The 26,097-nt window shown below is 66.7% G+C and carries 27 protein-coding genes; 18 read left to right on the top strand and 9 right to left on the bottom strand.

What is annotated here, in order from left to right; translation table 11 throughout:
• Window positions 1-348 precede the first annotated feature (348 nt).
• The 11 genes from AC3A3W_RS20010 to AC3A3W_RS19960 all read left to right on the top strand — a co-directional run bounded on the left by AC3A3W_RS20010 (window position 349) and on the right by AC3A3W_RS19960 (window position 10,260).
• Window positions 349-1,137 carry a LamB/YcsF family protein gene (locus AC3A3W_RS20010; RefSeq protein ID WP_487444871.1) on the top strand — a complete coding sequence of 263 codons (789 nt, stop codon included), beginning with the start codon at window positions 349-351 and terminating at the stop codon, window positions 1,135-1,137.
• A 1-nt stretch (window position 1,138) separates the two neighbouring features.
• The gene (locus AC3A3W_RS20005; protein WP_487444870.1) at window positions 1,139-1,864 is read left to right on the top strand and encodes a 5-oxoprolinase subunit B family protein; all 726 of its coding nucleotides are present in this window, start codon (window positions 1,139-1,141) and stop codon (window positions 1,862-1,864) included.
• Window positions 1,861-2,874 carry a 5-oxoprolinase subunit C family protein gene (locus AC3A3W_RS20000; RefSeq protein ID WP_487444869.1) on the top strand — a complete coding sequence of 338 codons (1,014 nt, stop codon included), beginning with the start codon at window positions 1,861-1,863 and terminating at the stop codon, window positions 2,872-2,874. Before AC3A3W_RS20005 ends, AC3A3W_RS20000 begins: the two co-directional genes overlap by 4 nt.
• Window positions 2,875-2,929: 55 nt before the next feature.
• A complete protein-coding gene (locus AC3A3W_RS19995; RefSeq protein ID WP_487444868.1) occupies window positions 2,930-4,267 on the top strand; it encodes an MFS transporter in 1,338 nt (445 codons plus the stop codon).
• A 95-nt stretch (window positions 4,268-4,362) separates the two neighbouring features.
• On the top strand, window positions 4,363-5,112 hold the full coding sequence (locus AC3A3W_RS19990) for an SDR family oxidoreductase (protein WP_487444867.1): 750 nt from the start codon (window positions 4,363-4,365) through the stop codon (window positions 5,110-5,112).
• A 61-nt stretch (window positions 5,113-5,173) separates the two neighbouring features.
• Window positions 5,174-6,118, top strand: coding sequence for a 2-hydroxyacid dehydrogenase (locus AC3A3W_RS19985; RefSeq protein WP_487444866.1), 945 nt, complete (start codon window positions 5,174-5,176; stop codon window positions 6,116-6,118).
• Window positions 6,115-6,885, top strand: a complete 771-nt coding sequence (locus AC3A3W_RS19980; RefSeq protein ID WP_487444865.1) for an SDR family oxidoreductase — start codon at window positions 6,115-6,117, stop codon at window positions 6,883-6,885. The genes AC3A3W_RS19985 and AC3A3W_RS19980 overlap by 4 nt, the downstream gene beginning before the upstream one ends.
• Window positions 6,885-7,949, top strand: a complete 1,065-nt coding sequence (locus AC3A3W_RS19975) for an L-idonate 5-dehydrogenase (protein ID WP_487444864.1) — start codon at window positions 6,885-6,887, stop codon at window positions 7,947-7,949. Before AC3A3W_RS19980 ends, AC3A3W_RS19975 begins: the two co-directional genes overlap by 1 nt.
• 11 nt (window positions 7,950-7,960) lie before the next feature.
• Window positions 7,961-8,503 (top strand): gluconokinase, encoded by a 543-nt coding sequence (locus AC3A3W_RS19970; RefSeq protein ID WP_487444863.1) that lies wholly within the window; start codon window positions 7,961-7,963, stop codon window positions 8,501-8,503.
• A gap of 130 nt (window positions 8,504-8,633) precedes the next feature.
• Window positions 8,634-9,557, top strand: a complete 924-nt coding sequence (locus tag AC3A3W_RS19965; protein ID WP_487444862.1) for a DUF817 domain-containing protein — start codon at window positions 8,634-8,636, stop codon at window positions 9,555-9,557.
• Window positions 9,558-9,744: 187 nt separating this feature from the next.
• Window positions 9,745-10,260 carry an OsmC family protein gene (locus AC3A3W_RS19960; RefSeq protein ID WP_487444861.1) on the top strand — a complete coding sequence of 172 codons (516 nt, stop codon included), beginning with the start codon at window positions 9,745-9,747 and terminating at the stop codon, window positions 10,258-10,260.
• On the opposite strand, the gene AC3A3W_RS19955 is transcribed toward AC3A3W_RS19960, so the two are convergent.
• The 5 genes from AC3A3W_RS19955 to AC3A3W_RS19935 form a co-directional block, all read right to left on the bottom strand.
• Complete coding sequence (locus AC3A3W_RS19955) at window positions 10,257-10,721, bottom strand: NUDIX hydrolase (RefSeq protein ID WP_487444860.1); 465 nt, start codon at window positions 10,719-10,721, stop codon at window positions 10,257-10,259. The two genes, AC3A3W_RS19960 and AC3A3W_RS19955, sit on opposite strands and share 4 nt — an antisense overlap.
• 76 nt (window positions 10,722-10,797) lie before the next feature.
• Window positions 10,798-11,334, bottom strand: a complete 537-nt coding sequence (locus AC3A3W_RS19950; protein ID WP_487444859.1) for a TspO/MBR family protein — start codon at window positions 11,332-11,334, stop codon at window positions 10,798-10,800.
• 70 nt (window positions 11,335-11,404) lie between these two features.
• Window positions 11,405-13,168 (bottom strand): acetyl/propionyl/methylcrotonyl-CoA carboxylase subunit alpha, encoded by a 1,764-nt coding sequence (locus AC3A3W_RS19945; protein WP_487444858.1) that lies wholly within the window; start codon window positions 13,166-13,168, stop codon window positions 11,405-11,407.
• On the bottom strand, window positions 13,168-14,898 hold the full coding sequence (locus tag AC3A3W_RS19940; protein WP_487444857.1) for a 5-oxoprolinase subunit B/C family protein: 1,731 nt from the start codon (window positions 14,896-14,898) through the stop codon (window positions 13,168-13,170). Before AC3A3W_RS19940 ends, AC3A3W_RS19945 begins: the two co-directional genes overlap by 1 nt.
• Before the next feature lie 51 nt (window positions 14,899-14,949).
• The gene (locus AC3A3W_RS19935; RefSeq protein ID WP_487444975.1) at window positions 14,950-15,708 is read right to left on the bottom strand and encodes a LamB/YcsF family protein; all 759 of its coding nucleotides are present in this window, start codon (window positions 15,706-15,708) and stop codon (window positions 14,950-14,952) included.
• A gap of 153 nt (window positions 15,709-15,861) precedes the next feature.
• Between AC3A3W_RS19935 and AC3A3W_RS19930 the strand changes: the two genes are divergently transcribed.
• The 3 genes from AC3A3W_RS19930 (at window position 15,862) to AC3A3W_RS19920 (ending at window position 19,035) form a co-directional block, all read left to right on the top strand.
• Entirely contained in the window at window positions 15,862-16,539 is a 678-nt protein-coding gene (locus tag AC3A3W_RS19930) for a GntR family transcriptional regulator (RefSeq protein ID WP_487444856.1), read from the top strand.
• Between the two features lie 340 nt (window positions 16,540-16,879).
• A complete protein-coding gene (locus AC3A3W_RS19925; RefSeq protein WP_487444855.1) occupies window positions 16,880-18,241 on the top strand; it encodes an MFS transporter in 1,362 nt (453 codons plus the stop codon).
• A complete protein-coding gene (locus AC3A3W_RS19920) occupies window positions 18,238-19,035 on the top strand; it encodes a putative hydro-lyase (RefSeq protein ID WP_487444854.1) in 798 nt (265 codons plus the stop codon). Before AC3A3W_RS19925 ends, AC3A3W_RS19920 begins: the two co-directional genes overlap by 4 nt.
• Window positions 19,036-19,095: 60 nt before the next feature.
• On the opposite strand, the gene AC3A3W_RS19915 is transcribed toward AC3A3W_RS19920, so the two are convergent.
• A complete protein-coding gene (locus tag AC3A3W_RS19915) occupies window positions 19,096-19,890 on the bottom strand; it encodes a carbon-nitrogen hydrolase family protein (RefSeq protein ID WP_487444853.1) in 795 nt (264 codons plus the stop codon).
• 32 nt (window positions 19,891-19,922) lie between these two features.
• Here AC3A3W_RS19915 and AC3A3W_RS19910 point away from each other — a divergent pair, with 32 nt between their 5' ends.
• The gene (locus tag AC3A3W_RS19910) at window positions 19,923-20,579 is read left to right on the top strand and encodes a GntR family transcriptional regulator (protein ID WP_309992146.1); all 657 of its coding nucleotides are present in this window, start codon (window positions 19,923-19,925) and stop codon (window positions 20,577-20,579) included.
• Between the two features lie 7 nt (window positions 20,580-20,586).
• Here the strand turns inward: AC3A3W_RS19910 and AC3A3W_RS19905 are convergent, their stop codons facing one another.
• Window positions 20,587-21,990 (bottom strand): MFS transporter, encoded by a 1,404-nt coding sequence (locus AC3A3W_RS19905; RefSeq protein WP_487444852.1) that lies wholly within the window; start codon window positions 21,988-21,990, stop codon window positions 20,587-20,589.
• Between the two features lie 153 nt (window positions 21,991-22,143).
• Between AC3A3W_RS19905 and AC3A3W_RS19900 the strand changes: the two genes are divergently transcribed.
• From AC3A3W_RS19900 to AC3A3W_RS19890, 3 genes are all read left to right on the top strand, one after another.
• Window positions 22,144-22,830 carry a DUF2848 domain-containing protein gene (locus AC3A3W_RS19900; protein WP_487444851.1) on the top strand — a complete coding sequence of 229 codons (687 nt, stop codon included), beginning with the start codon at window positions 22,144-22,146 and terminating at the stop codon, window positions 22,828-22,830.
• Between the two features lie 317 nt (window positions 22,831-23,147).
• Entirely contained in the window at window positions 23,148-23,480 is a 333-nt protein-coding gene (locus AC3A3W_RS19895; protein ID WP_487444850.1) for an ArsR/SmtB family transcription factor, read from the top strand.
• Window positions 23,481-23,493: 13 nt separating this feature from the next.
• On the top strand, window positions 23,494-23,991 hold the full coding sequence (locus tag AC3A3W_RS19890) for an SRPBCC family protein (protein ID WP_487444849.1): 498 nt from the start codon (window positions 23,494-23,496) through the stop codon (window positions 23,989-23,991).
• A gap of 25 nt (window positions 23,992-24,016) precedes the next feature.
• Here the strand turns inward: AC3A3W_RS19890 and AC3A3W_RS19885 are convergent, their stop codons facing one another.
• Both AC3A3W_RS19885 and AC3A3W_RS19880 read right to left on the bottom strand, forming a co-directional pair.
• On the bottom strand, window positions 24,017-25,303 hold the full coding sequence (locus tag AC3A3W_RS19885; protein WP_487444974.1) for an ATP-binding protein: 1,287 nt from the start codon (window positions 25,301-25,303) through the stop codon (window positions 24,017-24,019).
• 425 nt (window positions 25,304-25,728) lie between these two features.
• Window positions 25,729-25,932: a hypothetical protein gene (locus AC3A3W_RS19880; RefSeq protein WP_400580631.1), complete on the bottom strand. Its 204-nt coding sequence runs from the start codon at window positions 25,930-25,932 to the stop codon at window positions 25,729-25,731.
• Window positions 25,933-26,097 lie beyond the last annotated feature (165 nt).

Raw genomic sequence — 26,097 nt, 5'->3', positions numbered from 1 at the left:
CCGGAATGGGCGCCTCCTTTTTACATTTCTGAAATATGTGCTCCATAGCTTGAATGCATTCGCGATTCCGCGGCGGCACGGAAGATTCTGATGATGGAAATGAGGTGACACGCATGAGGGCAGCACTCCACACGGCACCCGTCATAACCGGCACCTATCCCGTGACATGGATTACGTCTTTGTGTGAGCCAATTCGCGGTGCCAGACTTTTTGACAGACGCCCGGCAGTCCGGGCCGCCGGACCGCAAGCCCCGCACAGGGCAGGTTCCCGGCACTCACTTCACTACCGGAAGCTGACCTTCGCGCCCCGCGGCGCAACGAAGCAGCCAACACCCCAGGAGGGCTCACATGGGACCCACAGTTGATCTCGTGGCAGATCTCGGAGAAGGCTTCGGCGCCTACTCGATGGGCGACGACGCGGCCTTGCTCGAGGTGGTTTCCAGCGCCAACATCGCCTGTGGATTCCACGCCGGTGACCCCGACATCATGAACGCCACCGTCGCCGAATGCGTGCGCCGCGGCGTCAGCGTCGGCGCACATCCCAGCTTCCCCGACCTCCGGGGCTTCGGCCGCCGCGCCATGGACCTCACCGCGGACGAGGTCCGCAACGACGTCCTCTACCAGTTCGGCGCACTGAGCGCCTTCGCCGCGTACCACGGCACCGGCGTCGCCCACATCGCACCCCACGGCCGCCTCGGGAACCTCGTGGCCACCCGTGCCGACTACGCCGAAGCTGTGGCCGACGCCGCCGCCCGTATCAGCCCGGACCTGATAGTCCTTGCCCAGGACGGCGAACTGGCCGACGCCGCAGCAGCGCGGCAGCTCCCGGTGGGCATCGTGGGCATCGCTGACCGCGCCTACGAGGCAGACGGCACCCTGGTGCCGCGCAGCCGCCCCGGCGCCGTCATCCACGACCCGTCAGCCATCGTGGACCGCACCATCCGGATGGTCTGCGAAGGGCTCATCGAAACCGTGGCCGGCACCGACCTGCCGATCGTCGCCGACACCGTCCTGCTGCACGGGGACACCCCCGGCGCCGTCCAGCTGGCCCGCCAGGTCCGGGCCGAACTTGAACGCGCCGGCGTGACCATCGCCCCGCTCGCCCAGGTGCTCGCCGCCAAAGTGAAGGCTGCCTGACATGGCCGCCACCACCACGCCCACTCCGGTGGACGTCTTCGAGTCCGGGGACGCCGCACTGCGCGTCGTCGCCTTTTCCTCCAACAGCGAGGCCAACTGGAGCACCGTGCATTCCCTCGCCGAATGGCTGGAGGCGGCAGGGGCCGACGGCGTCCACGGCGCAGTGCCCACGTACGACTCCCTGCTCGTGGAATTCGACCCCGGCGTCACCTCCGCACGCCAGGTCCGGGCCTTTGTCCTCCTGGGACTGCGCCAGCTGGACTTCATCGGTGCGTCTGCCCGGGCGCCCCGCGAGTTCAGCGTCCCCGTGGTCTACGGCGGCGAGTACGGCCCTGACCTGGAACGCGTCGCCGAGCACGAGCAGCTGCCGGTCGAGGAGATCATCGCCCTGCACACCGCCAAGTCCTACGTCATCCGCTGCCTCGGCGCCCCCGCCGGCTCGCCCATGATGGACGGCCCCGATTTCCCGCTCCCGGTGCCGCGGCTGAAGGACCCCCGCCTGTCCGTTCCGGCAGGTGCCGTTGCCGTCGCGGGCCGGCAGGCGGTCATCGCCCCGGCGGTGGCGCCCGGCGGATGGTGCGTCATCGGCCAGACACCCCTGGCGGTTCTCGACGCCACCATCGAACCGCTGGTTCCCTACGTTCCCGGCGACCTGCTGCGGTTCCACCAGATCCAGCCCGAAGAATTCGCCGGCTACGTCGGCCGGAAACTGGAGGCGGCACGATGAGCGGCTCCCTGATCATCCAGCAGCCCGGCAACTCGGTGGTCACCGACCTGGGCCGTTTCCGCGGACCTCGGTTCGGGCTGCCCGTGAACGGTGCGCTGGACCAGTTCTCCGCACGCGCCGCGAACATCCTCGCCGGCAACGACGACGGCGCGCCGCTGCTGGAGATCACCGCCCTGGACTTCCGGATGCGTGCCACCACGGACATCCTCATCGCCGTAACCGGTGCGCCCCTGCACCTCACCGTGGGCGGCCACGAATGCCAGCAGTGGGAACCGGTCTCCGTCCGTGCCGGCGAAACGGTGGCCGTCCGGCAGATCACCGGCGGGCTGCGCGCCTACCTGGCCATCCACGGCTCGGTGGAGGCCCCCGTCCTGTTCGGAAGCTGCGCCCCGGACACCGTCGTCGGATTTGGCCTTCGCCTGGCCGAAGGCACTGAACTCAAGACCTCGCGGAGCGTCCCGCCCATCCGGCAGCCGTACTTCGACCTGCCGCTGTTCCGGCTGGGACTGACCCGGCCTGAATTCAGCAGCCACTCGATAGTGGAGGTTACGGACGGGCCCGACGTGGACGAATTCGGCGACACCGCCGGCCTGCTCTACACCACCGAATACACCGTCAGCGCCCGGAGCAACCACATCGGACTGCGCCTCGGCGGGGACCTTCCCGAACGCCAGTCGAGCGCCGAGGTGCTCTCCCGAGGCGTCCCGGTGGGAGCGATCGAGGTGCCGTCCCGGGATGAACTCCTGGTGCTGCACCGCGGCCGCGGAGTCACCGCCGGCTACCCCGTCCTCGCGGTGGTCACTAGCCGCTCACTGGACGTGCTGGCCCAGGCCCGGCCGGGCCACACCATAACCTTCCGCAGGACCACCGTCCCCGACGCTACAGCGAAGTACCGGGCGGCCCTGCGGGAACTGGAGAACCTCCGTTCAACAGTCAGCACCGTCTTCGCCCTCCTCGGCATCGGCAGCCAGCCCGGCTGGCGACAACTCGCCCCGGCGGCCGGAAGCTAACACCCCTCGCGTCAGAACCAAAGCCTTGTTACCATCCCCCTTAGTAAGGAAAGCCATGTCAACTTCTACGCACGCGGCCCAGCCGCAAGAGCGGCTCAGCAGCAAGCAGACCCGCAAAGTCGTGACTGCCGGCTGCGTCGGCATTTTCGTGGAGCTCTACGACAACGGCATCTTCGCCTTCATGGCCGGAACGCTTGCCCTTGTCTTCCTGGCACCCGGAAACCCGGACAACGCCCTGTTGTTTGTCTTCGCCGGCTACGCTGTGTCCTTTTTCGTACGCCCCCTCGGCGCCGTCGTCTGCGGCGTCCTGGGGGACCGGATCGGACGGCAAAAACTGTTGGTCTTCGTCATCCTGCTGATTAGCGTCGCCACGGCGGGCATCGGCTTGCTGCCGGCCTACTCGGCCATCGGCATTGCCGCCCCGATCCTGCTGGTGCTCCTCCGCATGCTGCAGGGCTTCTCCGTTGGCGGCGAAGCCGCCGGCGCCATGACCTTCCTCGCCGAGCACGCCCCTGAAGGCAAGCGCGGCGTCATCACCTCCTACGCACAGATCGCCTCTTTCGCAGCGCTGCTCACCGGCACCCTCGTGGCCTACTCCATGTCACCCTGGCTCACCCAGGCCGCGATCGACGGCGGCGGCTTCGGCTCGTTCGCATGGCGCATTCCGTTCCTGGTCGCCATCCCCATGGGCGTCATCGGCTGGTACATCCGCAAGGCCATCGCGGACACCCCCAACTTCGTGAAGCTGAAGGAAGAGGGCGGGCTGTCCAAGAACCCGCTGAAGGAAGCCTTCGCCTCCCCCGAACACCGCCGTGCCATGCTCCTGGCCCTGTTCATCCCGCTGATGAACGGATCCGGCTACTACGTCCTGTTCTCCTACATGCCCACGTTCCTGAAGGGCAAGCAGCTCAACTTCACCATCGGCGAGGCACTTCTCGTCACCGCCTGCAGCCTGGTGGTCATCTGCATCGCCATCCCGTTCATGGGCGCCCTCTCTGACCGCGTCGGCCGCAAGAAGGTCATCGCGGGCTCCGCAATCGCCATGGCCATCCTCGGAATCCCGGCCTACGCCCTGATCGCCACCGGCGAGATGGCACTGGCCATCCTGGGTGCCTCCATCATGGCAGTGGTCTTTGCCGGCCACACCGCAGTGATCCACATCCTGATCGTCGAGCTGTTCCCCACCCGCGTGCGGTACTCCGCCTACGGCCTGGGCTACAACATCTCGTCGGCGCTCTTCGGCGGCACCGCGCCGCTGCTGATGACCTGGCTGATCTCCTCCACCGGCAACATCTACATGCCGGCCTTCTACGCGGTCATCACCGCGCTGGGCACCCTCGCCGCCGTCAGCACGGTCAAGGACCGGGCACACCTGCCGCTCCGCGACGCCTAACCAACCACCATCCGAACAGCAGTGCGCTGCCCCAACGGCAGCGCACTGCACCACTTGCGGGGCACCAGCGCCGCCGCACCCACCAGGAGACTTACATGCCTTTTTCTGACTACTCAACAGCCGTCGTCACCGGCGCGTCCACCGGAATGGGCGCCGCGATCGCCGAACGCCTGGCGAAGCGGGGACTCACGGTCCACGCGCTGGCCCGCAACGAGGAGCGGCTGAAGGAACTGGCCGACAAGACCGGGGCCGTACCCCACGTCGTCGACCTCACCGACACCGCGGCGCTGGCCGCCGTCGTCGGTGAACTCGAAGTGGACGTACTGGTGAACTGTGCCGGTGTGTCCCGGCCCGGGAACATCCTGGACTCCAGCGAGGGCGACATCGATGAACTCATTGACGTCAACCTGCGCGGTCTGCTGCAGCTGACCCGGCTGGTGTTGCCGGGCATGGTGGAGCGCGACCGCGGGCACGTCATCAACATCAGCTCCATCGCCGGCCTCTACAACTTCTACGGCCACACCGTCTATCACGCCACCAAGGCCGCGGTGCACCAGATCTCCCGGCAGCTGCGCAACGACACGGTGGGCAAGCGCATCCGCGTCACCGAGATCTGCCCCGGACGCGTCGAAACCGAGATCTTCGGACGGAACATGGGCGGCACCCCCGAGGCCATGGAAGAAGCGTGGAAGACGTACTACGAAGGCTACGAGTCGCTGACCACGGACGACATCGTCAACGCGATGGACTACGCGATCGAAACGCCCCGGCACGTGAACGTGGGCATGCTGGAACTTATGCCCACCTTCCAGGTCCCCGGCGGCCTCACGTTCGACCGGCGCTAGCCGCTCAGTCCCGCCCTTCCGCCCTGCCCCCACTTCACCCGCAAGACCGATAGGTTTCCCGATGCAAACAGTCCGCACCGTCAGCTTCCCCGACCGGCAACTGCTCGCCGATCTTTCACCCCTTCCCGCAGGGCTCAGAGGAGTCGTGTGGGACCTGAAGTCGGATCCCGACGGCGGGACGCTGGAGGAGATCGACGGCGTCATCCTCCCGTACATCGACGCCGCCGCGGTGCTGGGATCCCTCGCCAGGGTTGAGGACCTGAAGTTCGTCCAGACGCAGTCCACCGGCTACGACGGGGTCGTCGAGGCGGCCGGTCCGGCGGCCGGCGTCGCGAATGCCTCCGGTGTGCATGCGGCCGCGACGGCGGAACTTGCCGTGGGGCTGATCCTGGCGAAGCTGCGCGGCATCGACCAGGCCGTCCGGGACCAGCAGTACGGCCTCTGGCGTCCGGAGCGGCGCCAGTCCCTCGCGGACCGGCGCGTGCTGCTGGTGGGCGTCGGCGGGATCGGGCATGAGATCGCCCGCCGCCTGGAGCCCTTCGAAGTCACGGTCACGCGGGTGGGGAGTTCGGCCCGCACCGACAAGCACGGCGAAGTGCACGCATCTTCCGAGCTGACCGCGCTCGCTGCGACGCACGACATCCTGGTGACCGTGCTGCCGCTGAACGAGCAGACGCACCAGCTGATTGGCGAAGAGGTCCTCGCAGCCCTGCCGGACGGTGCCCTGGTGGTGAACGTCGGCCGCGGCCCGGTGGTGGACACCGCCGCCCTGACCAAGGAAGTCCTGTCCGGGCGCCTGCAGTGCGCGCTCGACGTCGTTGATCCGGAACCGCTTCCGCAGGACCATGCGCTGTGGTCCACGCCCAACGCGCTGATCACCCCGCACGTCGGCGGCAACGCCTCGGCTTTCCAGCCCAGGATCCTCAAGCTCCTCCGGAAGCAGCTCGAAGCCCTGGCCGCCGGGCAGGCCCCGGCGAACCTCGTGCAGAACGGTCCCTTCTCATGAATTCACTGTTTGATTTGACCGGACGGGTTGCGTTGGTGACCGGTTCGAGCCGGGGGATCGGCAACGCCCTGGCCCGGGCCCTGGCCGACTCCGGTGCCACCGTGGTGCTGAACGGCATCAATGCCGAACGGCTCAAGGACGCCGAAGCGGCGATGACCGCCGAGTACGCACCGGGGCGGGTGCACAGCTGTGCGTTCGACGTCACCAGCGACTCCGAGGCGGCGCGGGGCATTGCGTGGGTCGAGGAGAACGTTGGGCCGCTGGAGATCCTGGTGAACAACGCCGGCATCCAGCACAGGGTGCCGATGCTGGAGCTGGATGTGAAGGACTGGGAGCGGGTTATCTCCACCGATCTGACCAGCGCTTTCCTGGTCGGCCGGGAAGCGGCCCGGCACATGATCACCCGGGGCCGCGGCAAGATCATCAATATCTGCTCGGTGCAGACCGACCTCGCGCGTCCCACCATCGCCCCCTACATCGCGGCCAAGGGCGGGCTGCGGAACCTGACCCGCGCCATGACCGCCGAATGGGCCGGGTCGGGCCTGCAGATCAACGGCATCGCGCCCGGGTACATCCATACCGAGATGACGCAGAACCTGGTGGACGACGAGGAGTTCAACGCCTGGATCCTGGGCCGCACGCCGGCGCACCGGTGGGGCACCGTCCAGGACCTGGCCGGCCCGGCGGTATGGCTGGCGTCCAGCGGCTCGGACTTCGTGAACGGCCAGACCATCTTCATCGACGGCGGAATGACGGTGGTGGTCTGATGTCCACAAGCACAGCCCTTCCTGTCTCCGGTCCTGCCGTCGTCGCCCACGCCAAAGGCGACCTGCGGATCGACGACCTCTCCCTCAGCGCTCCCGCTGCGGATGAGGCCGTCGTCGAGGTCCTGTATGGCGGCATCTGCGGTTCGGACCTGCACTACTGGCTGCACGGTGCCGCCGGTGAGTCGATCCTGAAGGCGCCCCTGGTGCTCGGGCACGAGATCTCCGGCCGGGTGGTCCGTGCCGCGGCGGACGGGACCGGCCCCGCCGCCGGCACCCCGGTAGCGGTCCATCCGGCCACCCCGGGCCCGGGCGCGGCCCGGTATCCGGCGGACCGGCCCAACCTCTCGCCCGGCTGCACCTACCTCGGCAGCGCCGCCCGCTACCCGCACACCGACGGGGCGTTCAGCCGGTACGTGAACCTGCCGGTGCGGATGCTGCGGGCGTTGCCGGAAGGCCTCGACCTGCGCACCGCGGCGCTGATTGAACCGGCATCCGTGGCCTGGCATGCGGTGTCCCGGGCCGGAGGCGTCGCGGGCAAGACCGCGCTGGTGATCGGCAGCGGCCCCATCGGGGCGCTGGCCGTCGCGGTGCTGAAGCGGGCCGGCGCCGGCCGGATCGTCGCCGTCGACATGCACGCCAAACCGCTCGAAATTGCCGCGGCCGTGGGGGCGGATCAGATGCTGGCCGCCGGCGACGCCGAGGCGATCGCCGCCGTCGAAGCGGACATTGTCATTGAGTCCTCCGGCAACCACCACGGCCTGGCCTCGGCCATCCAGGGCGCCGCGCGCGGCGGGACAGTGGTGATGGTCGGGCTGCTGCCCACCGGCCCGCAGCCGGTGCTGATCTCCCTGGCCATCACCCGGGAACTCGACCTGAAGGGCTCCTTCCGCTTCAACGATGAAATCGATGACGTCATCGCCGCACTGGCCGACGGCACCCTGCACATCGAACCGGTCATCACCCACGAATTTCCGGTAGAGGCGGCCGTCGAGGCCTTCGGGGTCGCCCGCAACTCCGCGGAATCCGGCAAGGTGCTGCTGAGCTTTGGCTCCGCAGGTAAGTGAAGGACGAAGATATGATCACGAACCTCCCGCCTTTGGTTGTCATGGGCGTATCCGGCTGCGGAAAGTCCACCATCGGCGCCCGGTTGGGGGAGCGGCTGGGGCTGCCCTTCTTTGACGGGGACGACTTCCATCCTCCCGCCAACAAGGCCAAGATGGCTGCCGGAATCCCGCTCGACGACGACGACCGGGCGCCGTGGCTCGCCGAAATCGGTGCCGCCCTGGCAACGCCGGCCGAGGGTGCCGGCTCCCGCATCATCGCCTGCTCGGCGCTCAAGCGCAGCTACCGCGACCTCTTGCGCAGCTTCGCACCGGATCTGGTGTTCATTCATCTCTCCGGCGAGGCCGCAACCATTTCCCGGCGGCTGAGCGGCCGGGCGCACGAATACATGCCGAGCAGTCTGCTCGCCTCCCAGCTGGCCACGCTCGAACCACTGGCATCGGATGAGGCCCATGTTCTTGTGGACATCCTCGATGATCCGGCGTCGTTGGTAGAGGGGATCGCCAGGCAGTTGGAAACAAACGGCAGCCGGGCCTCCGTCGACGCCGGGGCATAGGGCCGGTGGTTGAGCCTGTCGAATCCTGGGTTTCGACAAGCTCAACCACCGGGGGTGCACCGGGGGACTCTGGGCTACCGTGGACTGGAAAACTACACAGTGCCACTCGTGGCGGGGGAACGGGGTAACAATGCGCAGCTTCACGTCCGTAGAGCGTCGAATCGATGAACGTGCACATCGGCTCCTGGACCGGGCGGCTGCCGACGGCGTCCGTTCGAGGCTCCTCGAGTTTGCCGTCTTTGGCTTGAAGCAGGCCTGGGCGTGCATCTTTGGCGCCGCGCTCCTCGCGGTGATCCTGGCGGCCCGCCTGTGGTACCCGGACGACGCTGCCCTGGCCAGGAATGACTTCCTGACACTCGCGGCGGTTGCCATCCAGATCCTGATGATTGCCACGCGGCTGGAAACTGCCCGTGAATTGCGCGTGATTGTTCTCTTCCATCTGGTGGGCACGGTGATGGAGCTGTTCAAGACCGACGTCGGGTCGTGGACCTACGAGGCCGAGGGCTTCCTGCGCATCGGGTCGGTTCCGCTCTTCAGCGGTTTCATGTACGCGGCGGTCGGGTCCTATATGGTCCGTGTCTTCCGGCTCTTCGACCTGCGCTTCGCCGGCTATCCGCGGCGGTGGGTCACGGCGATCCTGGCTGCGGCCATCTACGCGAACTTCTTCACGCACCACTACATCTTTGACGCCCGCTGGATTCTGCTGGCCGCCGTCGTGGTGATCTTCGGCCGGTGCCTGATGCACTTCCGGGTGTTCCGCAGGCAGTTCCGAATGCCCCTGGTCCTGGCGTTCCTGCTCGTGGCCCTCTTTATTTGGATCGCCGAGAACATCGCGACCTGGTCCGGGGCCTGGCTGTACCCCAGCCAGCTCGCCGGCTGGCAGATGGTCTCACTCGACAAACTCGTCTCGTGGTTCCTGCTGATGATCATTTCGGTGGTTCTGGTGGCATGGGTCTACAAGCCGTCCCCGCCCGGAGAGGACGGGGATGCCAGCGACGGCACGACGGAAGCCGGCGAGTCTCCTGCTATTACCGCGGCCACCGCGGAACGCTAGCAGACGACGCCGGGACCTCCCGCCGTCGGCCGTCGCGGCCGGCTCCATTCGCCCTCGGCGCATGTGTGGGTGCGAGCCGGGTCTCCGCTGTCAGCGCCCGCAAACCGCCGGGCATTTCGCCTTGGGACCCGGCGGTGTAGTCTTTGCTCCGTCCTGACCGGATCCTGTTGCCGAAGTGGGTACAGACATGTCGCAGTCGGAAATAGCCCAGGCGATCACACGCTCCCGGCAGTACCTGAACGACCGCCCGGAAAAGGCCTGCTCCCGTGACTCGAAGGCCACGGCCGTACTGGAGGAGGGCCTCCGCGTACGGGTTGAAGGGCCGCGTGGCTGGTCCCTGGTGACGGACATGGCCCCGGGTGTCGGCGGGAAGGGGTCCGCGCCCACGCCTGGCTGGATGCTTCGCTCCGCGAGCGCCGCCTGCCTCGCCTCGCTCATTGCGATGCGCGCCGCTGAGAAGGGAGTGGATCTGTCCCTGCTGGAAGTCGAAGTCGACAGCGAATCTGACAACCGCGGCCTGCTGGGACTCGGTGATGACATTCCGGCGGGCCCCCTCGGCCTGCGCACGTTGGTCCGCGTGGCAGCCGCGGACGCTGACGATGCCACCCTCCGGGACATCGTTCAGTGGGCGGACGAGCATTCTCCCGTGGACGACGCGGTCCGCCGCGCAGTCCCGGTGGAACTGGTCGTCATGACTGGCTAGGAGGAGAGCTCAACGAGCGCATCGAGGATGGCCACTTGCCCCTTCACCAACTTCGTGCGGGCTTCGGATACTGTGAACCACCTGGCGCCGTCGACCTCGGGGTAGTCGCGGATTATCCCGGACCCTTTCGGCCATTCCAACGAAAACGTGTTGCTCACAATCCGCTCGGGCTCGAAGTCCGCTTCTGCTGCGAAGACCGTGATGATCTTGCCTGAAGGTTGCCGAAAAGCGCCCAGCTCGATGTAGTCGCCGGGCGGGGCGGGGGTGCCCATTTCCTCGGCAAATTCGCGCATTGCCGCAATGAGCGGATCCTCGTCTTCGAGGTACTCGCCCTTGGGAACGGACCAGGCACGCTCATCCTTGCCTGCCCAGAACGGCCCGCCCATATGGGCTATCCACACTTCCGGCTGCGCGTCAGCGCCGTGCCGGTACAGCAGGATGCCTGCGCTTCGAACCGTCATGTGCCCTCCACGTCCCAAGGCTACCGCGGGCCAGGTGCTATTGCAGGTGCCCGGCGCCTGGGCCCCGGCGCCTGCCTCAGTTGTGCAGGGCTGCGTAGAGGTTCAGGCTTCCCGAGAACACGAGCCACGAAACGTACGGCAGCATCAGCAGCCCAGCCGCCCTGCTGATGGGCCCGAAACGCAGGACGGTAAGAGTCACTGCCGCGGCGAGCGCTGCAAGAATCGCAAATGCGAGCCACAAGGCGGCGGTCCCCAGCATTGGGTACATGCCGAAAAACATCGCCGGCCACGCCAGGTTCAGCGCCAACTGGATCCCGTAGAGCCTGAGCGCGGCACTTCGGGGGAACTGCCGCCAGACCAGCCAGGCCGCCACGGCCATCGCGGCATACAGAGGCAACCAGACTGCGGCGAACATCCAACCGGGCGGGGTCCACGGCGCCTTCTCGGCTGCGGCGTACCAGCCATCGGCGTTCATCCTGATCGGCAGGGACCCCAGCGCCGATACCATCCACGACACCGCCAGAAAGCCGAGCAGCGCGGCGGCCTGCGACAGCCAGGGCCGACTGCCGGGATGTGGCGGGCCCGGGGCCCCGTTCTCGACGTTTGACGGCACCCACTCACTGTGAACAATCGCGGGCACTGCCGTCAAACGACGGCGGGAGTCCCGCCGTCGCCCTCGGCTCTCAGCCGATCAGTGCAAGAACGGAGCCGGCGGTGACCAGCTCACCGGAAGCGGCGGTGACACCGGAGAGGATTCCTCCCCGGTGGGCGGGAACGCTGCTCTCCATTTTCATCGCCTCCAGCACGAGCACCGGGTCACCGGCGCTTACCTCGGTCCCGGGTTCCACCAGCCACTTGACCACCGTGCCGCTCATCGCGGCGCGGAGTTCCGCCGGGTCGCCGGCAGCCCCGGTGCCCGCACCGTCGCCGTCGGCCGGGATGCCTGAAACTCCGCCCGGAAGCGCCTGCCCTGACCGCGCCCAGCCGTCCAGCAGGTCGGCCGGGAGCCCGACGGCGAGCCGGCGCCCGTCCACATCGACCGTAATGGTGCGCCGGACACCCTCGGGGCCCGTGGTGCTGAAGCCGGGATCGGCCGGGATGAGGTCGGCAAAGTCCGTTTCGATCCACCGCGTATGGATGCCCAGCCCCGTTTCGGAGGTGAAATCCGGGGACTCGAGCACGGCGCGGTGGAACGGCAGGACGGTGGCAACTCCCGTGATGTTGATTTCGGCCAGCGCCCGGCGGGCCCGGCGCAGCGCCTGCTGGCGGTCCGCGCCGGTGACAATCAGTTTGGCGAGGAGGGAGTCGAACTGCGGTGCCACGAAGGAGCCGGAGCGGACGCCGGTGTCCAGGCGGATTCCGGGGCCGGTGGGTCCGTGGAATTCGCCGATGGTTCCGGGGGAGGGCAGGAATCCGCGGCCAACGTCCTCGGCATTGAGCCGGAACTCGAAGGAATGCCCGCGGGGTGCCGGGTCATCGGTGATGCCCAGCGGTTCCCCGGCAGCGATCCGGAACTGTTCCTGGACGAGATCGATCCCGGTGGTTTCCTCGGTGATGGGGTGCTCCACCTGCAGCCGGGTGTTCACCTCGAGGAAGGCGACGGTCCCGTCGGCGGCGACCAGGAACTCCACGGTGCCAGCGCCGGAATAGCCGGCTTCCCGGCACACTGCCTTGGCGGCGTCGTAAATCTGCTGCCGCTGCGCGTCACTGAGGAACGGCGCCGGGGCTTCTTCCACGAGCTTCTGGTGCCGGCGCTGCAGGGAGCAGTCGCGGGTTCCGACGACGACGACGTTGCCGCGCGTGTCCGCGAGCACCTGCGCTTCGACGTGGCGCGGCCGGTCCAGGTAGCGCTCCACGAAGCATTCGCCCCTGCCGAAGGCGGCCACGGCTTCACGCACGGCCGAGTCGAAGGACTCCTCGATCTCGTCCATCTTCCGGACCACCTTCAGCCCGCGGCCGCCGCCGCCGAAGGCTGCCTTGATGGCGATCGGGAGCCCGTGCTGTTCGGCGAAGGCGCGGGCCTCGGCGGCCGAATCCACGGGTCCGTCACTGCCTGCCACCAGCGGGGCACCGGCGCGTACCGCGATTTCGCGGGCAGTGATCTTGTTGCCCAACTGCCGGATGGCCTCCGGCGAGGGGCCGATCCATGCCAGCCCGGCGTCCAGCACGGCCTGGGCAAAGTCCGCGTTCTCGGACAGGAAGCCGTATCCGGGGTGCACGGCATCCGCACCGGATTCGATAGCCACGTTGAGCAGCTTCCCGATGTTTAGGTAGGTGTCAGCAGGAGAGTTGCCGCCGAGGCTGAAGGCCTCGTCCGCAGCGGCCACATGCATGGCGTCGGCATCGATGTCCGCATATACGGCGACGGATGCCAGCTGCGCGTCGTCGCAGGCTCGGGCTACGCGGACGGCGATTTCACCGCGGTTGGCAATCAGGACCTTGCGCATTAATTATTTCCCTTTCTGGGGGAGCCGGCCGGCAGGCCGGCGGAGGCTTCGTTGGCACCGGAGTTGGGGGTGGTGTATTCGGGGGAGATGCGGAAACGGATGCTTCCGCCGATGGGCACCTGGGCGGCCAGGTCAAGCTGGTGGTCCACCACCACGCCGATGACGGGGTAGCCGCCGGTAATGGGATGGTCCGCGAGGAAGAGCACGGGCAGGCCCTCCGGCGGCATCTGGATGGCGCCGGCCACTGTTCCCTCGCTGGGGAGTTCGCCGGCACGGCTGCGCTGCAGGGGTGTCCCTTGCAGCCTCATGCCTACCCGGTTGGATTCCGGTTTGACGGTCCAGTCCTGCCCGCACAGTGAATCCAGGCTGGCCTGGTCGAACCAGTCGGCGCGCGGGCCCGGGACGATGTCCAGTACGGTGACCCCTCCGTGCGGGTAGTCGGGCTGGAGCTCCGGACTGCCCACGACGCCGGATTCAGCCTCACCGCCGGCGGGCAGCAGCTGCCCCGCGGCCAAGGGCGCGGGCCCGATTCCGGACATGGTGTCCGTGGAGCGGCTGCCGAGGACGGGATCGGCTGCCACGCCGCCACGCATTGCCAGGTAGCTCCGGAAGCCGGCTTCGGGAACGCCGATGGTGAGGATCTCGCCGTCGAGGAGGGCGAAGGGTGAGGCCACCGGCACGGTGCGCTGCCTTTCGGTTTCTCCGGAACCGTTGTCCGACGGCGTGACGACAGAGAGTGCCGACGGCGCGCCGGCAACGGCCAGGACCTGGTCTCCGACGGCCTGCACTTTCAGGCCGCCCGACACTGTCTCGATGGCGGCGGCCGACGGGGCATTCCCCACGAGCCGGTTGGCCCTGCGGAGCGAGGCCCGGTCGAGTGCCCCGGCCGCGGAGACGCCCAAGGCAGAATGGCCCTGCCGGCCAAGGTCCTCGATCAGGCTGTGGATTCCCGGGGAAAGGACACGGAGCCCGGAGCTGGCCTCAGCGACCGGCTGCTCCTTTTCAGGCGCAGCGGAAGCGGGGGTCTCGGAGGCCATCTGGACCACGTCACGGACCGCGCGGAACCGGACGCTGTGGCCGGGGCTTGCCAGCGCGGGTTCGGGGCGGTCGAGGTCCCACATGCGGGCTCCGGTGCGGCCGATCAGCTGCCAGCCGCCGGGGGACCTGCGCGGATAGACGGCTGAATAGTTTCCGGCCAGCGCGACCGACCCCGCGGGCACAGCGGTGCGCGGGGAGCTTCGGCGGGGAACCTCGAGCGCCTGGTTCTCTCCCACCATGTAGCCGAAGCCAGGGGCGAACCCGGCGAATGCCACTGTCCAGGTCTGGCCGCAGTGTGCCGCGATCACACCCTCCACACCGAGGCCGGTCAGTTTCCCCACTTCGGCGAGGTCTTCGCCGTCGTACACGGTGTCGATGACCACCAGCCCCCCGTCCTGCGGCGTCGGGGCCGCGAGGTCCAGCTCCAGGAGGATCCTGGCAATGCGCCGGGCGGCTGCCGGCGACTCGGCCCTGACCATGACGGTCTCGGCTGCTGCCAGGACGTCCTGCTGTCCCGGAAGCGGCGCCTCAAAGAGCGCTGCCTGCAGGGCGAGCACGTCCTGCAGCCCGGAAAGCTCGGCGAGTACCGTGCGGGTCCCCACGGGCCGCACGGAGCGGACTCTGCCCGGGCGGTCCGCGTGCGTCGGCGGGGCCGCTGCAGCGGCTGGAGTTTCACGTTTGGTGATTGCCATCAGATCCTGAATTCTGCTGTTCGTTGCTGGTTGGTTGCCGGTGGTTGCCGGCTAGGCAAAGGCTGTGATGGTGATTCCGGCGTCATCCAGCGCGGCTCTCACTGCCACTGCCATGGCGACGGCGCCCGGCGAATCGCCGTGGACGCAAACGGACTCCGCCTGGATTTTCAGGTCGGACCCGTCAATGGCCCGGATGGTTTCGCCGGCGGTCATTCGGAGGACACGGGCGGCAACCATGTCCGGGTCGTCGAGCACGGAGCCCGGCTGGGAGCGGGAGGCCAGTGTGCCGTTCGGGTTGTAGGCCCTGTCGGCGAAGGCTTCGGAGACCGCACGGAGCCCCGAGGCCCCGGCAAGCCGCAGGACTTCCGATCCGGGCAAGCCAAGAATGGGCAAGCCCGGGTCCACGGACTTCACGGCCTCCACGACGGCCCGCGCCTGTGCGGTGTTGTGGACGATCGCGTTGTACAGGCCTCCGTGCGGCTTGACGTAGCGGACGCGGGTGCCGGCTGTGGCAGCCAGGGCCTGCAGCGCGCCGATCTGGTAGACGACGTCGTCGGCCAGTTCCCGCGGATCGACGTCCATGAACCGGCGGCCGAACCCGGCCAGATCGCGGTATCCCACGTGGGCGCCAACGGCGACGCCGGCCTTCGCGGCCGCCTCACAGGTATTCCTGATGACGCTCGGATCGCCGGCGTGGAATCCGCAGGCGACGTTGGCACTGGAAACCGACGCCATCATCGCGGCATCGTCGCCGAGGCTCCATCGCCCGAAGGACTCACCGACGTCGCTGTTCAAATCTATTGCGTGCATTGTGACCCTCATCTCAACTCGTCCTTGAATAAGCATGCACCCAAACAGCAAAATGTTCAACAATCCAACAATCCAATTGTGGTGGGTTCGTGTAGATTCGGACGTATGGCCCCTGTTGACGCAAACCCCGAAACTTCCCCGCTCCGCGGACCAATGGCTGCGCCACAAGGCGGGCAGGCGGGAATCTCCCGGCTGCGCGTGGCTGTTCCGTCGGTGGCAACCCGCGTCGCCAGTGAACTCCGGCTGCAGATCGCCGAAGGCGTGCTGCCGCCGGGGACGAAGCTCAAGGAAGAGGCCCTGTCTGAAGAGCTCGGCGTCTCGCGCAATACCGTGCGCGAGGCGTTCGCCGAACTCGCCAGCGAGCGTCTGGTTGTTCGCCAGCCCAACCGGGGCGTCTTTGTTGCCAGCCTGGAGGTCAGCGACATTCATGATGTCTATGTCGTCCGCCGCGCCATCGAAGTCAGTGCAGTCCGCGGGGGCGGAAGCCCCGAAAGCGTTGCCGCCGTGCGGGCCGCCGTCGAGGAAGGGAAGCGCGCGGCTGCTGCCGGCGACAGCGAAGGGCTCGGAACTGCCAACCAGCACTTCCACGGCGCACTGGTGGCCATGGCTGGCAGTGAGCGGCTGAACACCATCATGTCGCAGGTGCTGGCCGAGATGAGGCTGTTCTTCCACAGGGCCGCGATAGCCGGCGGCTTCTACCAGGATTACCTGGCGGACAACGAAGAAATCTGCAGTGCCCTCGAAGCCGGCGACGCCGAGCTGGCGGCTGAGCGCCTACTTGCGTATCTTGCCAGGTCCGAAGCGCACCAGACTGCAGTCCACACGTCCTAGCTGGCTCCGCCCACCATTTCATAAGCGCGAACGGACACTTGAGGCCCCACTTCCGAGGGCCACAAGTGTCACTTCGCGCTTAACCAGTCCGACCGTTCCTGACGTTTGACGGCGTGAGGCTCTTGACCCTGTGATCTGCGTCGCGTAGATTGTTCAACAAGTTCTGGATTGTTCTACATTTCCACAATCCAACAGAAACTCCGCTTTCGGCGGCTGTCCCTGGAAAGCCGCCAACCAGCCTTACTGCCCGCCCCCTGTCAACGTCGCAGGCCGGGCAGACTGGCAAACCAGCGTATCCGTAGCAAGACGGATGGAATCCACACTCTCCATGGAGGAACAAATGGCCAATCAATCAGTAATGGCCGCCGGGGGTCCGAAGCCCGCTGTAGGGCGCAAGGACATGTACAAGGCATTCGCGGCAAGCCTGACGGGCACCGCGCTGGAGTTCTACGACTTCGCGGTGTACTCCGCCGCGGCTGCGATCGTTTTCCCGCTGATCTTTTTCCCCGCCTCGGACCCGGTAACGGGCACCCTGCTGGCGTTCTCGACCTACGCCGTCGGGTACATTTCCCGTCCGGTCGGCGGCATCATTTTTGGCCGTCTCGGAGATGAGATCGGCCGCAAGAAGATCCTGGTCATCACCCTGATGCTGATCGGCGTGGCCACATTCCTGATCGGTCTGTTGCCCACGTATGACAACATCGGCATCATCGCTCCTGCCATCCTCGTCTTCCTGCGGTTCGCCCAAGGGGTGGGCGTTGGCGGGGAATGGGGCGGCGCGGTTCTGCTGTCGAGCGAGTTCGGCGACCCGAACCGCCGTGGCTTCTGGGCCTCGGCCGCGCAAATTGGACCGCCTGCCGGCAACCTGATGGCCAACGGCGCCCTGGCCGTGCTGACGCTTTCCCTCTCCGAGGAAGCGTTCCTCGACTACGGCTGGAGGATTGCGTTCCTGATCTCGGCGCTCCTGGTGGCCTTCGGGCTGTGGATCCGCCTGAAGCTGGAGGACACCCCCATCTTCAAGGCCATGGAAGCAAGGGGAGACAAGCCCAAGGCGCCGATCAGGGAAGTCCTCGCCACCCAGCGCCGGCCCCTCGTGGCGGCGATGCTCAGCCGCATCGGCCCGGATGTGACCTACGCCCTGTGCACCGTCTTTACCCTCACCTACGGCATTCAGGAACTCGGATTCGACCGCGGCCAGGTCCTGGTGGCCGTACTCATCGGGTCGGCACTCCAGCTCTTCACCATGCCGCTCGCCGGAGCCATCTCTGACCGCATCAACCGCCGGCTCGTCTATGGCATCGCGGCAGGGGCCGCCGCAGTCTGGGGATACCTGTTCTTCATCGTCCTCGACGGACGGTCCCCGGTCATGCTGGTGGTGGGCACGGTGCTGGGCCTGCTGTGCCACTCCTTCATGTACGGACCCCAGGCCGCCTTCGTCGTCGAGCAGTTCACCCCGCGGCTCCGTTCCACAGGCAGCTCACTGGCCTACACCTTCGCGGGAATCATCGGCGGCGCCATCGCACCGTTCATGTTCACCCTGCTGCTGAGCACCTACAACAGCTGGGTTCCGGTGGCCATATACCTCAGCGTCGCGTGCCTGCTGACCGTGATTGGCCTTGCCCTCGGCCGGGACTCCAACGTGGCCGAAGACGAGGAGTACCTGCAGGCTTCAGCTGAACTGTCGGGGAGCGCCGTCCGATGACGCACACGAACGCCCGTGTGGCGCCTTCCGAAGCGCGTTTGCAGTTCCGCAACGGCCTCGTCACGCCCACCTCCGGATGGAGCGACGGCTACACTCAGGCCAATCTGATCGCTGTGACCGCCGACTACGCTGACGAATTCCTGGAGTTTTGCCGGCTCAATCCCAAGGCCTGCCCCGTCATTGACGTCATACCGGCGGGGCAGTCGGAAAGTGCGCTCGCCCCGGGCTCGGACATCCGCAGCGACATCCCTGCCTACCGGGTGTGGAAGGACGGTGTGCTGGCGGCCGAAGTTCCGGACGCCACCTCGATATGGCGCGACGACATGGTGGGCGTGCTCATCGGGTGCAGCTTCACCTTCGAGGCAGCGCTTGCCAAGGCAGGAATCCCCCTGCGCCACACCGAAACAGGCCGCAATGTCCCCATGTACCGCACCAATGTCCAATGCACCCCCGCGGGGCGGATCCACGGTCCCATGGTGGTTTCAATGCGGCCGATGCCGCACGAACTGGTCGAAACCGCCATCAGGGTGACCGCGGAGGTGCCCAAGGTCCACGGAGCACCGGTCCACGTCGGATCACCTGAGGATCTGGGCATCGCTGACATTGACCGCCCCGACTTCGGGGACGCCGTGGAGATCCGGCCCGGGGAAGTGCCGGTTTTCTGGGCCTGCGGCGTGACGCCGCAGAGCGCAGTGATGGCTTCCAGGCCCGCCTTCGCGATCAGCCATGCTCCCGGGCACATGTTCATCACGGATGTTCCGGAAAGCACCTACCGGGTGCCGGCAGGGGAATAGCCCCGATGCGGGGTGTTCCGGCCGCCGGGCTGGAAGCCCGCCGTCTAGAACGCCGCCGGCCTAGAAACTCCTGGCGTTGGCCAGCACGGGCAGTTTTCCGCGGACGTCGGGGATGACGGAGGTGTCAATGTCGACGACGGCCAGTTCGGGTTCGCGGCCCAAGGTCACCAGGGGCGAGCCCAGCGGGGACACCACGGCGCTATGGCCGATGCCGGTGGGGGCAGCGCCGGCGGAGGGCAGCCCGATGCTGGCAGGATCGCCCTGCCCGCAGGCCACCACGAACGTGGTGCTGTCCACGGCGCGGGCGCGGACCAGCAGGTCCCATTGCTCGGCCTTCCCTTCCCCGGAGCCCCATGAAGCGCAGACGATGTTGATGTCGGCCCCGGCCCGGGCGTTCGCGGTAAACAGGGCGGGGAAGCGCACGTCGTAACAGGTCGCGAGGCCGATCACCGTGCCGTTGAGTTTGAAGGTCACCGGGGACGTGCCGGCGTCCACTGAGTCCGACTCGGCAAAACCGAAGGCATCAAAGAGATGGATCTTGTCGTAGGACGTGTCGATGCCCGAGCCGGTGACGAGAAGCGTATTGCGCACCCGCCCGTCGTTGCCCGGGGTGAACATGCCTGCCACGATGGCGATGTCCAGGTCCCCCGCAATGCTGCGGACGGCCGCCGCCCACGGCCCGTCCAGTGGTTCCGCAATGTCGGCGAGGGTGTTCCCGAAGGCCCGCATCGCGGCTTCCGGGAACACCACCAGCTCCGCTCCGGCGGCTTTGGCCTGGGTGGCGTATTCTCGGATCAGTTCCACGTTGTCCGCCGGATTGGCGCTGCTGACTATTTGTGCCACTGCTAAACGCATCAAATTACTCCAGTCTGTTGTATACATAATGTATGCGAAAAAGTTCGGGGACGGCGGCGTCCGGCCGGGAGAAGGCCTACGCGTACCTGCGTGAAAACATCCTGATCGACCCGGAAATGCAGGGGCGGTTCCTTAATGAGCAGGAGCTTGCCGCCGAAATCGGAGTCTCCCGCACGCCGGTCCGGGAGGCTCTCCTGCTCCTTGTCTCCGACGGGCTGGTGGAACTGATTCCCCAGCGCGGCGCTTATGTCCCCCCGGTGACCGGCCGCGAGATCTCTGAACTGATGGAACTGCGGGGAGTGCTCGAAAGCCATGCCGCCCGGCTGGTCATTGAGCAGGGCGCGGTGCCGGCCGAAACCATGCGGGACACCCTGGGCCAGCAGGCCAACCTGCCGGACACGCTCAGCGCGGAGGCCGCGCGGGAATTCATCCGCCTGGACACGCTCTTCCACCAGCAGCTCATCGACGCCGCGGCGAACGAACTCATCTCCCGCACCTACAGCAAGCTCCATGTCCGGCAGATCCTGGTGGGCGTTTCCGCGCTCTTCCGCGCCGGGGGCCGGCGCGAGCAGGTGTGCGCCGAACACCAGGACATCCTCGATGCCCTGGTGTCCGGCGACGCTGCCAAGGCGCAGCAGGCGATCGACCATCACCTGGCCGTCACCCGCGACCTCCTGCTCCGTACCTGAGCACGGTCTATTTGGATTCCGCGGCGCCGGACGGCTGGGTTGCCGCCCCGGTTCCTTCCAGCAGCAGGCGGTAGTCCAGGTCCTCCACGGTGTCGTTGTCCCGGCCGAGGGCCAGTCCCACCAAGGTGACGGCCGCGGCCACAGCAACGTAGATGGCCACCGGAATCCAGGTGCCGAACTGGGACAGCAGCAGCGTGAACATCAGCGGGGCGATGGCGCCGCCGATTACGCCGGCGAACGTGTAGGCCAGCGAGCTTCCGGTGGAGCGGAGCCTGGGGGAGAACTGTTCCACGATGAAGGCGGCCTGGGGGCCGTACATGAAGGAGTGCGCCATCAGGCCCAGGACGATGCCGATGATGAGCATCGGCTGGTTGTTTCCGCCCAGGATGCCGAAGAAGACGAACGTCCAGACTGCGCCCACCACAGCGCCGACGCCGTACACCAGGCGGCGGTTGAAGCGGTCGGAGACGGCGCCAGCCAGGGGAATCATGAAGAGCTGGAAGGCTGAGCCGATCAGGACGGCGGTGAGGACTTGGTTGCGTTCGTAACCGAGCGACTGGATGCCGTAGGTGAGCGTGAAAACGGTGAACAGCGCGTACAACACGTCGGGGCCCACGCGGCACAGGATGGCAGCGATCAGTGGCCGGAGTTCCTTGCGGAAGACCTCATGGATGGGCGCGTGGGGCTGTTCGCCGTGTGCTTGGATCGCTTTGAAGACGGGGGTGTCTTCCAGTTTCAGACGGATCCAGAGGCCAAAGCCAACCAGCACGGCCGAGACCAGGAAGGCGATCCGCCAGCCGAAGCTGAGGAACTGCTCCTCGGTGAGTGCGAGGGTCAGGACGGCCAGGGCGCCGTTGGCCAGGAGGTTGCCGGCGGGCGGGCCCACCTGGGCTGCGGAGGCCCAGAAGCCGCGGCGGTGGGGGTCGCCGTATTCGCTGGACAGCAGGACGGCGCCGCCCCATTCGCCGCCTACGCCGACGCCCTGGGCGAACCGCAGCAGGACCAGGATGATGGGGGCGGCGATGCCGATGCTGGCGTACCCCGGGAGCACGCCGATCAGCACCGTGGCTACGCCGATGATCATCAGCGTGGTCACCAGGACTTTCTTGCGGCCAATGCGGTCCCCGAGCCGGCCAAAGATGATGCCGCCGACCGGTCGGGACACGTAGCCCACGGCGTAGGTTGAAAACGCGAGGATGGTGCCGGTCAGGGGATCGGACGCCGGGAAGAAGACGATGGGAAATACGACAGCGGCGGCGGCAGAGTAGACGGCGAAGTCGTACCACTCGAGTGCCGTTCCGGTGAGGCTGGCGGCAAAGGCCTTGTACAGGCCCTTGGGGTGAATCGTCGGGTGCGGCTGCGGGTGCGGATGCGGCGCTGGGCCGGAAGCCGGAACTGGGTGGTTGGCCATGGTGTTGTCCTCCATGAGGGTTTTTATGAAGTGACGCCTGTCACGCTGGCGTTAAATGTATACATTACGCATACTGGATGTACATTGGCGACCGTTTCCGGTTTCTGGTTTGTAAAAGTTTTTTCGGCAGCACATGAAAAGGACGGATCCACGATGACGACTCTGAGCTTTCAACTTCCCGACGGCAGCACCCGGAACGTACAGGTCAAGCACCTCCTAAACGCTGGTTATGCGGGGCGCGAGCAGGATGAGGTGCAGGCCCACATTGCCGAGCTGGCTGAACTTGGCGTTCCGGGCCCCGCCACTACTCCCGCCCTATACCCAGTGTCCCCCTATCTGGCGCAACAGGTAACGGAGGTTCAGGTGCAGCACGGTAGGACATCGGGGGAGGCTGAATGGGCTCTTGTCATCACCGAGGACGGCGTGCTGCTCACCGTGGCCTGCGACCATACCGACCGGGAGCTCGAAGTGCATGGCGTGGCCTGGAGCAAGAACGCCAGCCCGGACGTTTTGGGGCGCAAGGCCTGGCGCCTGGATGACGTGCGGGACCATCTGGACCAGATCACCCTGAAAGGCTGGGTAGGAAAGGGGGATACCCCCGATACCCTCATCCAGGACAGTGCACTGGGGGCCCTGCTGACCCCGGACTACTGGCTGGGCGTCCTCACCGAGCGCGGACTGAACGAGCCTGGAACTGTTTTGATCTCCGGCACTGTCGCCATGACCAGCGGCGTGGACCAATTTGCCCGCAGCTGGAAAGTGGAAATGGCCGACCCGGTGACCGGCTACTCGGTGGATGCCCAGTACGTCGTGGAGCAGATGGCCGAGCCCATCGGCTGAACCGCCGTTTCTACAGGCCTCTATAAACGGAAGAGGTCGACGGCGGGAAGCATCCCGCCGTCGACCTCTTGCCTTTTCCGCTACTTTGCCGGCTACTCGCCGGCCTCAAGGCGGTCGGCGTCGTAGCCCGCCAGCAGGCGTCTGGCCGCTGTCTTCATGTGGGAGCGCATTGTCGCAGTGACGGCGGCGGCCCCCACGCAACAACAACAACAAAGAGGCCGACGGCGGGGGGGTTCCCGCCGTCGGCCTCTTTTCGTTGCGGGCGGCAGCAAATTTGCCGTTGACACCCGGACGCCACCGGCATATTCTGCAACCAAATGGTTGTAGATCAGATGGGCGATGCCGAACTTGACCGCCTCTTCCAGGCGTTCGCCGACGCCACCCGCCGGGACATCATGCGCCGGGTGGCCGTGGGTGAATACTCAGTGTCCGGCCTTGCCGCCCTCTACACCATGAGCTTCGCCGCCGTTCAGAAGCACGTGGCGGTGTTGGAGCGCGCGTCCCTCGTTACGAAGGAAAAGCGCGGAAGGGAGCAGATCGTGCGGGGCAACCATGAAGGCCTGCAGAAAGCCCGGCGGCTGCTTGATGAATACGAGGCGATCTGGCGGCAGCGCGCCGGGCGGATCGCCGACATCCTCGCTGAAGAATAGGAAGGGTCCGGCAATGACGGTTATCAGTTCCACGAAGAATCCCGAGACGCTGAGCTACACCCTCGTGGCCGAGTTCGACGCCGACGTCGAGCGGGTCTGGCAGATCTGGGAAGACCCGCGGCAGCTTGAACGCTGGTGGGGTCCGCCCACCTGGCCGGCCACGTTCAGCAAGCACGAGTTCACCCCGGGCGGCGAGGCCAGTTACTACATGACCGGCCCCGAAGGCGAGAAGGCCGGCGGCTGGTGGCGGATCACCAGCATCGAGGCCCCGTACCGCCTCGAATTTGACGACGGCTTCGCGGACGACAACGGCGCTCCGGACGCGGAGATGGGCAGCATGCATGCGACCGTCACGCTGGAGGACATCGGCGGCCGCACCCGGATGTCCGTCCTGTCCAAATTCGAGTCCGAGGAACAGATGGGCAAGATGATCGCCATGGGCATGGAGGAGGGCATGCAGGAGGCGGCAGGCCAGATCGACGCCCTCCTTGCCGAACACTCCCGCGCCTGAGCGGGCTCGACCACCCCGGCGCCGGCTACACCCTGGCGATCCGTTCGATGTCTTCCAGGAAGTCCTTGACCACCGGTTCGGTGACGGTGGCGCGGGTGCCCTCGATGGCCTGCAAGTAGGCGTCGGTTGTCAGGACGTGTTCCTCCGGCACCGGCTGCGGTGCCTGCACCGCACGTTCGAGGGCCTGCTGGGAGGCCTTCCTCGCCGCAAACTCGATATCCGCCGGCGAGAACCGCTCGCTGGCCAGGGCAAGGGCCTCCAGATCGATCTGCGGGGACACGGCCGGCGGGATGTAGCGGTTCCAGATGGCCCTGCGGGCGTCCAGGTCCGGCGGGCCGATGGGAATGACGTAGTCGAAGCGGCCGTGGCGGAGGAAGGCCTTGTCGAGTGAACGGATGAAGTTGGTCGCGCAGATCAGCAGGCGGCCTTCCTTTTCCCGGAACGCCGGGATGATCTTCAGAAGTTCGTTGGTGACCCCCTGCAGGGCAGACGATGCTTCCCCAGTGCGGGCAGCGGCTATTTCTTCGACCTCATCGATGAACACCACGGCATGTTCGAGGCGGCTGATCTCGAGGAATATCTGCCGCAGGGCGCCGGCGAGACCCTGGGGGTCGGAGGCGAGCCGGGAAGGGAAGACCTCAACAAAAGGCCAGTCGAGCCGGGAGGCCACCGCCTTGGCGAAGGTGGTTTTGCCCGTGCCGGGAGGCCCGAACAGGACTACGGAGCGCGGCGGGGTCACGCCCAGGGACTTGGCAAGTTCCGTGCGCGCCAGCGGCAGGATCAGCCGCTGTTCGATCAGCGCCTTTTCGCGCTGCATGCCGGCCAGCGCTTCCCAGAGCCCGTGGGGGAGGAGGCGGCCACCCAGCTGGCTCAGCGGCTCCCTCTCGCGGGGCTGCAACGGGATGGTTCTCTCAAAGTAGTGGAGGTCTTCCTCCACCCTGTACTCGCTGTTGCGGAAGGCGCGGACCCTGGTTTCCGAGGCCGGCAGGAGCGCCGAGATCCGCCGTATGCCCTGGCTGGTGAGCCTGTCTTCCATCCCGGCGAGGAGGGCGCTCCCGAGCCCCTGGTCCCGCCACTCCCGGTCCTGGGCGAGCAGGACCATCCAGGCGCGGCCATCGTAGATTCTGCACGCCGCCGCCCCGACGACCCGTCCCTCCCTCGCGGCGACGACCGCCACTCCGTTGGAGCAGGCATCGATGATCTCCGCGAGGCTGTAGACGGGGTGGGCACCCGGTGTCCTGGAGTCCTGCCAGACGCTGATGAGCTGGTCGAGATCGTCCGAGTGGAAGTCGCGGACGCTCCATGGCTGGATGACGGGCCTTCCGGTGGTTGCCGTGTCCGTGGAAGTTGTGGCCGTCATCTCAATCCGTTTCGGGGCAGGCGCAGAAGAAGCATTCCTCCCCGGTACTGCAGTCAAAGTCCTCTACAGGGAGGACCGTATCGGCTGCGCGCCGCTGCTGTACGTCAGTGGTTTGGGGGGAAATCAGAGCCGTCATTGGATCCGTCGCCTTCTTGTCAGGGTGGCTGCGCGCCGAAGCGTGGGCAAGCGTCACGTCGTTGTGAGTCCTGTCCAGTATGGAAGGAAAATTACATCAGGAAAAGCGATCAGATCTAAATGTTAAGGATTGGAAAAGCCAATGATTCAAGGCCTTGGTCCGCGGAGTCTGGTCGCCGGGGAAATGTGAAAGGACGACGGCGGGAAGCATCCCGCCGTCGTCCTGCCGTGCCGCGTAGTGCTTAGCGCGTAACGTCCTCGAAGGTCGGGGCGCTGCGGTTCAGGCTGACGGTAAAGGTGTTGGGGCCGCTGCAGGTCACTGCAATGCTGTGCTTCGGGGCGTTCGCCCGGGCGGACAGGTCCTGCACGACCGTATCGAGTGTGTGGTCGATGGCCGACCGGTCCCAGATCTTCAGCGTGACGGAGTCAGTGGTTTCGAACGTCATTATTCGGTGCCTCATTCGTGTATTCGGTCATGGGCCTTGCCTCGGTGCGAAGCCCGGAACGGGTCAATCCGTGAACGATCGGAGACCTCGGTGAAGCTCAGTTGAGCTCACTGGCTTGGCCTCGTTGCGTCCACCAGGTTGGGTACAGCTGTGGTTCTCAGCCAC

The organism is Arthrobacter sp. Soil_N43, assembly GCF_057655195.1.
The sequence above is the reverse complement of the archived record's forward strand: the minus strand, read 5'-3'. Positions and strand labels throughout refer to the sequence as shown.